This is a genomic window from Pseudomonas sp. URIL14HWK12:I6 (genome assembly GCF_000514195.1).
Lineage (GTDB): Bacteria > Pseudomonadota > Gammaproteobacteria > Pseudomonadales > Pseudomonadaceae > Aquipseudomonas > Aquipseudomonas putida_A.
Map to the genome: position 1 here is coordinate 186,467 of NZ_AZVL01000014.1, position 7,681 is coordinate 194,147.

9 protein-coding genes are annotated in these 7,681 nt (G+C 60.8%); 5 read left to right on the plus strand and 4 right to left on the minus strand.

Annotated elements, in window-relative coordinates; translation table 11 throughout:
- Positions 1 to 93: 93 nt before the first annotated feature.
- Positions 94 to 777 (plus strand): response regulator transcription factor, encoded by a 684-nt coding sequence (locus tag H043_RS0119360; protein ID WP_027613239.1) that lies wholly within the window; start codon positions 94 to 96, stop codon positions 775 to 777.
- Entirely contained in the window at positions 755 to 2,149 is a 1,395-nt protein-coding gene (locus tag H043_RS0119365; protein ID WP_027613240.1) for a HAMP domain-containing sensor histidine kinase, read from the plus strand. The genes H043_RS0119360 and H043_RS0119365 overlap by 23 nt, the downstream gene beginning before the upstream one ends.
- 139 nt (positions 2,150 to 2,288) lie before the next feature.
- On the opposite strand, the gene H043_RS0119370 is transcribed toward H043_RS0119365, so the two are convergent.
- Positions 2,289 to 2,699, minus strand: coding sequence for an SRPBCC family protein (locus H043_RS0119370; protein WP_027613241.1), 411 nt, complete (start codon positions 2,697 to 2,699; stop codon positions 2,289 to 2,291).
- A gap of 30 nt (positions 2,700 to 2,729) precedes the next feature.
- Positions 2,730 to 3,527, minus strand: a complete 798-nt coding sequence (locus H043_RS0119375; RefSeq protein ID WP_027613242.1) for an SDR family NAD(P)-dependent oxidoreductase — start codon at positions 3,525 to 3,527, stop codon at positions 2,730 to 2,732.
- Positions 3,528 to 3,838: 311 nt separating this feature from the next.
- On the opposite strand from H043_RS0119375, the gene H043_RS0119380 reads away from it, so the two are divergent.
- A complete protein-coding gene (locus H043_RS0119380; protein WP_027613243.1) occupies positions 3,839 to 4,498 on the plus strand; it encodes an isoprenylcysteine carboxylmethyltransferase family protein in 660 nt (219 codons plus the stop codon).
- 181 nt (positions 4,499 to 4,679) lie between these two features.
- On the opposite strand, the gene H043_RS0119385 is transcribed toward H043_RS0119380, so the two are convergent.
- Both H043_RS0119385 and H043_RS0119390 read right to left on the minus strand, forming a co-directional pair.
- The gene (locus H043_RS0119385; protein WP_027613244.1) at positions 4,680 to 5,348 is read right to left on the minus strand and encodes an HAD-IA family hydrolase; all 669 of its coding nucleotides are present in this window, start codon (positions 5,346 to 5,348) and stop codon (positions 4,680 to 4,682) included.
- A 78-nt stretch (positions 5,349 to 5,426) separates the two neighbouring features.
- The gene (locus H043_RS0119390; RefSeq protein ID WP_027613245.1) at positions 5,427 to 5,840 is read right to left on the minus strand and encodes a response regulator; all 414 of its coding nucleotides are present in this window, start codon (positions 5,838 to 5,840) and stop codon (positions 5,427 to 5,429) included.
- A gap of 199 nt (positions 5,841 to 6,039) precedes the next feature.
- Between H043_RS0119390 and H043_RS29215 the strand changes: the two genes are divergently transcribed.
- Both H043_RS29215 and H043_RS0119400 read left to right on the plus strand, forming a co-directional pair.
- A complete protein-coding gene (locus tag H043_RS29215) occupies positions 6,040 to 7,041 on the plus strand; it encodes a class I SAM-dependent methyltransferase (RefSeq protein WP_256214352.1) in 1,002 nt (333 codons plus the stop codon).
- A gap of 296 nt (positions 7,042 to 7,337) precedes the next feature.
- Positions 7,338 to 7,681: hypothetical protein (locus H043_RS0119400; protein ID WP_155953504.1), on the plus strand; the 344-nt coding region annotated here is incomplete at its 3' end.

Here is a 7,681-nt window from a genome sequence, read left to right on the forward strand (position 1 = left end):
GTGACAAGCTATACATGAAAGTTAATTTAAAGCGCGACGCAAAATACTTGGCAAAATGCAGCCATTCCGTTTGAACCGATCAAGGCCTGCCCTATGACGCGTATTTTGACCATCGAAGACGACGCCGTGACTGCTCGTGAAATCGTCGCCGAACTCAGCAGCCACGGCCTGCAAGTGGATTGGGTCGACAATGGCCGCGAGGGCCTCGACCGCGCCGTCAGCGGCAACTACGACCTGATCACCCTCGACCGCATGCTGCCGGAACTCGATGGCCTGGCGATCGTCACCACCCTGCGCACCATGGGCGTGGCCACGCCGATTCTGATGATCAGCGCGCTCTCCGATGTCGATGAGCGCGTGCGCGGCTTGCGCGCCGGCGGCGATGATTACCTGACCAAACCGTTCGCCACCGACGAGATGGCCGCACGCGTGGAAGTGCTGCTGCGCCGGCAGAACAGCGTTGCCACCCAGGCCACCACGTTGCAGGTCGCCGACCTCGAACTCGATTTGATCAGCCACGAAGCACGCCGCGCCGGGCAGGTGCTGACGCTGCTGCCCACCGAATACAAGCTGCTGGAATTTCTCATGCGCAACAGCGGGCAGATCCTGTCGCGGATGATGATTTTCGAAGAAGTCTGGGGCTATCACTTCGACCCGGGCACCAACCTGATCGACGTACACATCGGTCGTCTGCGCAAGAAGATCGACGCGGCGGGCAATGTTCCGCTGATTCGCACGGTACGGGGCTCGGGTTATGTCATTGCCGAACCCGTCTGACGGCTGGCGCTCCTCCAGCAGTCGACTGCTGGCGCTGTACAGTTCGCTGTTCGTGGCCTGGAGCGCGATCCTCATGGGGGTCATGTATTTCGAGGTCTCCAGCTATCTCGATAACCTCGCCAAGCATTCGCTGATGCAACGTCAGCATCTGTTTTCGCACTTTCGCGGTGAACAACTGGAAGAAGCGCTCGCCGCCAGCATGACCTTTGACATCCGCGGCATCGACGCCTATGGCCTGTTCGACGCCCAGGGCGTTTACCTCGGCGGTGCCTTGCAGCAACTGCCCGAAGGCCTGCCGCTGGATGGCAAGATCCACACCCTGGATGACTGCGCCGATTCCGATGACCCGACCCTGCCCGCCGACAGCTGCGACGCGGTGGCGACTCAGACCCGCGACGGTCGCTGGCTGGTGTTGTTGCGCGATAACGGTTCGTTGTTCGCCGTGACGCGGATCATTCTGCACGCGTTGTTCTGGGGGGTATCACTGACGATTCTGCCGGGGATTGCCGGTTGGCATCTGCTGCGCCGCCGACCAATGCGCCGCATCCGCGCGATTCAGGACAGCGCCCAGGCGATTGTCGCTGGCGACCTGACCCACCGTTTGCCGCTGTCCAACCGCCGCGACGAACTGGACATGCTCGCCGCCATCGTCAACGCCATGCTCGATCGCATCGAACGGCTGATGCATGAAGTCAAAGGCGTGTGCGACAACATCGCCCACGATTTGCGCACGCCGCTGACGCGTTTGCGCGCGCAGTTGTATCGCATGCAACAGCAGGCTGGTGAAGGCTCACAGGAGGCGGCACAACTGGACCTGGTGCTGGCCGAGGCGGATACGCTGATGGCGCGGTTTCGCGGATTGCTGCGGATTTCCGAGCTGGAAGATCGTCAGCGCCGCTCAGGTTTTGTCGAGCTCGATCCGGTGCAACTGCTGGAAGAACTGCATGAGTTTTACCTGCCACTGGCCGAGGAAGGCGAACTGCTGTTCGTGCTGAACATGCCGGAAACCCTGCCACCGCTCAATGGTGACCGGGCGTTGTTGTTCGAGGCGCTGGCCAATCTGTTGAGCAACTCGATCAAGTTCACTCCGGCAGGCGGCACGGTGATTTTGCGTGGTGTGAATGACGGTGGGCATACGCGGATTGAAGTCCACGACTCCGGACCGGGGATTCCCGAAGCCGAGCGTGAGGCGGTGTTTCAGCGTTTCTATCGTGCCGAGGGCGGGCAACCGCAGAGTGGCTTTGGCCTGGGTCTATCGATTGTCGCGGCGATTGTCAGCCTGCATGGCTTCAATCTTGAGGTGGGCAGCAGTGAGCTGGGCGGTGCGCAGCTGGTGCTGGATTGTCGGCAGAGTTTGATTTCGCAGTCCTGAATTTGCGCCGATCTTTCAAACTGATACATCCCTGTGGGAGCTGGCTTGCCAGCGATGGAGGCGGTCCAGTCAATATCTATTCGACTGAAACACCGTCATCGCTGGCAAGCCAGCTCCCACAGTTTTTTGTGTTGGATGATCAGGTCGGGTAATTGGCCCGCAGCGCCTCAAGGCCACCCTGATAGATGCCATTGAACAGCGCGACCACTTCCTCTTCGCTCACGCCCTTGGCGTTGAAGCGTCCCGACCACGTCACTCGAGCGCCCTGCCCCTGAGCTTCAACCTTGATCGTCGCCAGATAGTCAGTCGCCGGGAACGGTGCCTGTTCGATCGAGTAGCTGTAGGTCCTGGCAGCGTTGTCGAACGCTTGCAGACGCTCGATCACCACCGCGCCATCGGCGGTTTGCAGGGTGCGCACGCGTCCGCCTTCGCTCAGTTCACTCTTGGGAATCAACGGCAGCCAGTCCGGCAGCGTGTTGAAGCCGCCGATCAATTGCCAGACCTGATCGGCCGAAGCCGGGATGTCGATGGTTGCTGATGCAGTTGCCATAAATACACGCTTCTCCAGAGTCTTCGCGGTTCAGATCGCCATACTGTCGACTACACCGCCATCCACGCGCAAGGCCGCGCCAGTGGTGGCGGAGGAAAACGGCGAAGCGATGTACGTGACCAGATGCGCCACCTCCGCAACGTCGGCCACCCGCTGGATGATCGACGTCGGCCGCGCCCTGCGCACAAACGCATCAGCCTCTTCACGCAGATTGCGGCCGGACTCGGCCGCAGCATCCTTGAGCATGTGTTCCACGCCACCGGTAAAGGTCGGCCCCGGCAGGATCGCATTGACCGTCACACCTGTGCCCGCCAGACGCTTGGCCAAGCCATGGGACACCGCAAGGTTGGCGCTTTTGGTCACTCCGTAATTAAGCATGTCGGCCGGGGTCGCCACGCCGGATTCCGAGGACAGGAAAATCACCCGTCCCCAGCCCTGCTCGACCATCGCCGGCACGTAATGCCGCGACAGGCGCACGCCGGAAATCACGTTGACCTCGTAGAAACGCGTCCACTCGCTGTCCGGGGTGTCGAAGAAATCCACGGCGTCGAAAATGCCGAGGTTGTTCACCAGAATGTCTGCGCGCGGTTCAGCGGCGAACAGTTTTTCCGCACCTTCGGCAGTGCCCAGGTCGGCCGTCAGACCGCGAAGTTGCGCACCCGGCACCTGCTGGCGAATGCTCGCCAGCGCTTGCTCGACCTTGGCCGTTTCACGCCCGATCACCACAACCGTGGCTCCGGCCTCGGCCAGTGACTGACTGATGCCCAGACCAATGCCACCCGTGCTGCCGCTGACGATGGCCAGTTTTCCACTCAAGTCGATTTTCATGGGTTCACCTCTTTGATGGGCAATACACGGACAAATAGAAGGAATGGATCAGCGTAGACGCGATGTTGGCCGGATGAAGGCGTTGCCGACCAAAGACTGGTCACGACCGATCCGACGCCTACGCGAGCAAGCCCGCTCCCACTAGGGATTGTCGGTGGATGGAGGCTCTCGGGCTGGCCCGGATCAAGGATGGGAGTGGGCTTGCTCACGACGGGGCCGGGACATCCGGCTTCAAGGTGACTGATCCGGGACCTACGCGGGTTCAGCGGCGTCCTACACTGAAAGGATCAGCCGCTTTTCAAGAGATGATCATGAAAATGTCTGCGCAAATGACCGTGGTTGCGGTGCTCGCCACCCTCGCCTACCTGGGCCTGGCGGTGTGGGGCATTGGTGGGCCGGCGGTGTTCTTTTCGCATGGGGCGCTGGTGCTGGTGGCGCTGGCCACGGTGCTGATGGTGGTGGCGTCGCTGTTCACCGACGTGAACATGAGTTCGGGCGAGCGCGAGGACCGCGCCAATCGCTGGGTGATTCCGGCGTTCGGCGTGATCGGTCTGGTCAGCGGTTTTCTCCCGGCGTACTGCGATCGCATCGACTTCTGGACCTTCGGCGCTGAAGGCGTGCGCTGGCTCGGCGCCTTGCTGTTTATCGTCGGTGGCACGCTGCGGCTGTGGCCGGTGTTTGTGCTGGGCTGGCGGTTCAGCGGTTTGGTGGCGATTCAGCCGGGGCATCGGCTGGTCACCGACGGCATTTACACACGCCTGCGCAATCCGAGCTATCTGGGGCTGGTGGTCAACGCCGTAGGCTGGGCGCTGGCGTTTCGTTCCAGTGTCGGGTTGATTCTGGCGGCGCTGACGCTGATTCCACTGATCGCACGTATTCACTCGGAAGAGGCGCTGCTGCGCGGGCAGTTTGGTGCAGAGTACGAGGCTTATTGCGCGCGTAGCTGGCGATTGTTGCCGGGGGTTTACTGACGCCATCGCCAGCAGACTGAACTGGCTCCTGCAGTGTTGGATAGCGGGCAACATTTACGGCCCGACATTGATCGAATGTGGGAGCGGGCTTGCTCGCGAATGCGCTGAATCAGTCGACATCGCATGCAACTGAAAGACCGCATTCGCGAGCAAGCCCGCTCCCACAGGGGACTTTGTAGTGTCAGGCCTTTTGCAGGTGCAGTTGACCTTGGCTATCGACGACAACGCTCAGCGGCTCATAACTGTCGATAGTCGCGTGGCGGGTTTCGATGGGATGCTGGTGCGTCGTGGTGATGATCATCAGCGCTGCACCTGCCGCTTCAGCGGCCTGAATACCGACAGTGGCATCTTCGAAAATCAGGCAATCAGCGGGATCAAGCCCCAGACGTTGCGCGGCCAGAAGATAACCCGCCGGATCAGGCTTGCCAGCCGCCACATCCTCCGCCGTGATCATTACTGCAGGCTCGCAAATCCCCGCCGCAGCCATCCGCCGCAACGCCAGAGCCCGTGGCGCCGAGGTCACCATGGCCCAGCGTTCGACAGGCAGGCTGGCGAGAAACGCCGCGGCCCCAGGTATCTGCACAATCCCTTCGACATCATCGATTTCCGCCTGCGCGATAAACGCCGCTTGCGCCTCGGCGTCCACTCCCGGCAGGTTCAGCCGGCGGATGGTGTCGATGGCACGAGCACCGTGGATGGTCGGCAGGAAACTCTCGACATCAACCCCGTGGCGCTCAGCCCACGCTGCCCAGACTCGCTCGGCAGCAGCGATGGAATTGAGGACGGTACCGTCCATGTCGAACAGGAACGCGCCGAACGCGCGGTCGAAGACGTTATCGTGAGCAGACAAAAGGTCGCATCCTTTGACAGAACTGGGCGGATTGGCCGGGCAATGTAGCATTTTTACCCGGCAGTTCGACCCGCCACCTCAGTGCAGACGTGGCGCCTTGGACTTGAAAGCGCTGTCGACACAGTCAAGCAACTGGCCGATCGCCCAGGGCTTTTTGATAAACGCCACCGGATGCTTGACCCCGGAAGTTTCCGGGGTTTCATAACCGGACATGACCATCACCGGCTTTTCCGGCCAGCGGTCGCCAACCAGATTGGCCAGCCCGGCGCCGTTGATTTCACCGGGCATGGTGATGTCGGTCAGCAGCAACGCGACATCCGACGCGTGCTTTTCCAGATACAGCTTGGCGGCATCCGCGCTGGTTTGCGGCTCGACCTTGAAACCTTCCTCCTGAAGAATTTCGCAGAGAAACTCCAGAATCAACGGGTCGTCCTCAACCACCAGAATCAACCCGCCAGGAAGGAGCGCGCTCGGTGTCGGTGTTGGACTCATGAACTGGCACTCCCTGAATTGCATTAACGACTTAGCGGCTCGAATCCGCTGCTTATCTGGTATGAGCAGCGCGCCCTGCATAAATTCATTTTTGATACAGGTCTTTTCTTAACAGTGGTCAATCGCCTTGGCTGACCGGCGTTCGCCAAGCGGTTTTTGTGGTTAAAATGCCGGCCCTTTTGCTTGCCGACCGTGACTGATGAACCCTGAAGCCCTCGCCACCCTCCGCGCCCATCTGCTGCCTGCACTGGCGGCCGCACCGAGCGAAACCCGTCGCCTGTTCCATGGGCGCGGGCGTTGCTGGCCGGGGCTGGAACAGTTGACGGTGGACTGGCTGCAAGGCGTGGTGCTGGTGTCGCTGTTCAAGGAGCCGCAGCCCGAACAGCTCGAAGCGCTCAAGCAATCGGCGCTCGACCTCAGCACCTCGGCCGAGTGGCAACAGTCCGGCGCCCACACCTTGCTGGTGCAACATCGTTACCTGCCGCAGAGCACCGCCGAATGGCTGCTGGGCAATGAAATCGAGGAGATGAGCATCGTCGAGGGCGGCTTGCAGTACCGCGTCGACTTGGGCCGCAAGCAAAACGCCGGGCTGTTTCTCGACATGCGCTACGGGCGCAACTGGGTGCGTGAGCAGGCCGCAGGCAAACGCGTGCTGAACCTGTTCGCCTACACCTGCGGGTTTTCCGTGGCAGCAATCGAAGGCGGCGCCAGCCATGTGGTCAACCTCGACATGTCCCGCGCCGCACTGAGCCGCGGTCGTGACAATCACCGGCTGAACGGGCATGACCTGAGCAAGGTGAGTTTCCTCGGCCACGACCTGTTCAAGTCGTGGGGCAAGGTGATCAACAACGGCCCGTACGACCTGGTGATCATCGACCCGCCATCGTTCCAGAAAGGCAGTTTTCTGCTGACCAAGGATTACCAGCGCGTATTGCGTCGTTTACCGGAATTGCTCACGGCTGACGGCACGGTGCTGGCGTGCATGAATGATCCGTCGTTCGGTTCGGATTTTTTGATCGATGGCGTGACGCAAGAGGCGCCAAGCTTGCGCTTTGAGCAACGGCTGGAGAATCCGCCGGAGTTTCCGGATATTGATCCTGAGAGCGGCTTGAAGGCGCTCGTCTTCAAACGCCTCGGACTGACCCGACATCCCGCGAACCCCGCTCATCCCTGTAGGAGTGAGCCTGCTCGCGAAGACTGACTCACCGGCAACCCATTTCTTCAGAAGGACAAAACCCGCCGCCCCGATCAACCGGGGCGGCGGGTTTTGTCGTTCAGGTCTCGATCAAACCGTCCCCGTCTTCAACGAATGATCATTGAGCACGCTGCTGATGATTGCCGCGCTGTCCTGCCCACCCGCAATCACCCCAGCCCTCTCGACCGTTCATCGCAAATAGGTCCTCACCTGTAATTTCTGACAGTAGCCAGAGCCGTTATCTTCAGCGCTGAATAACTCCACGCCCTTTGTCTCCCGACAGTTCGCTTGGAGTTCCGACCATGCTCGTTCAGCCCAAGAAGAAAAGCTCTGCCCCCCATTCATTGCTGGACCCGATAGTGCTCGGACGCCTCCTGCCTTCCGGCCAGTGGGGGATCAACCGGGCGGCGGTGTTCACTTTTCCCGACCTCGGCCTGCTTGTCGTCATCCCCGTCTGGGCCAGCAAGGATGTCGGCGATACCGTCAAGCTGCTGCTCAATGGCCGTGAGGTCGACGGGCGTCCCATCATTGACGAGGCCGAGCTCAAGCAACCGACCCTCTTGTGGGTGGCTCCCCGTCATCTGCAGACCGGTTCTTACGAACTCACCTACGAAATCAAACAGCCCAATCAAAAAGAAGAGCGTCC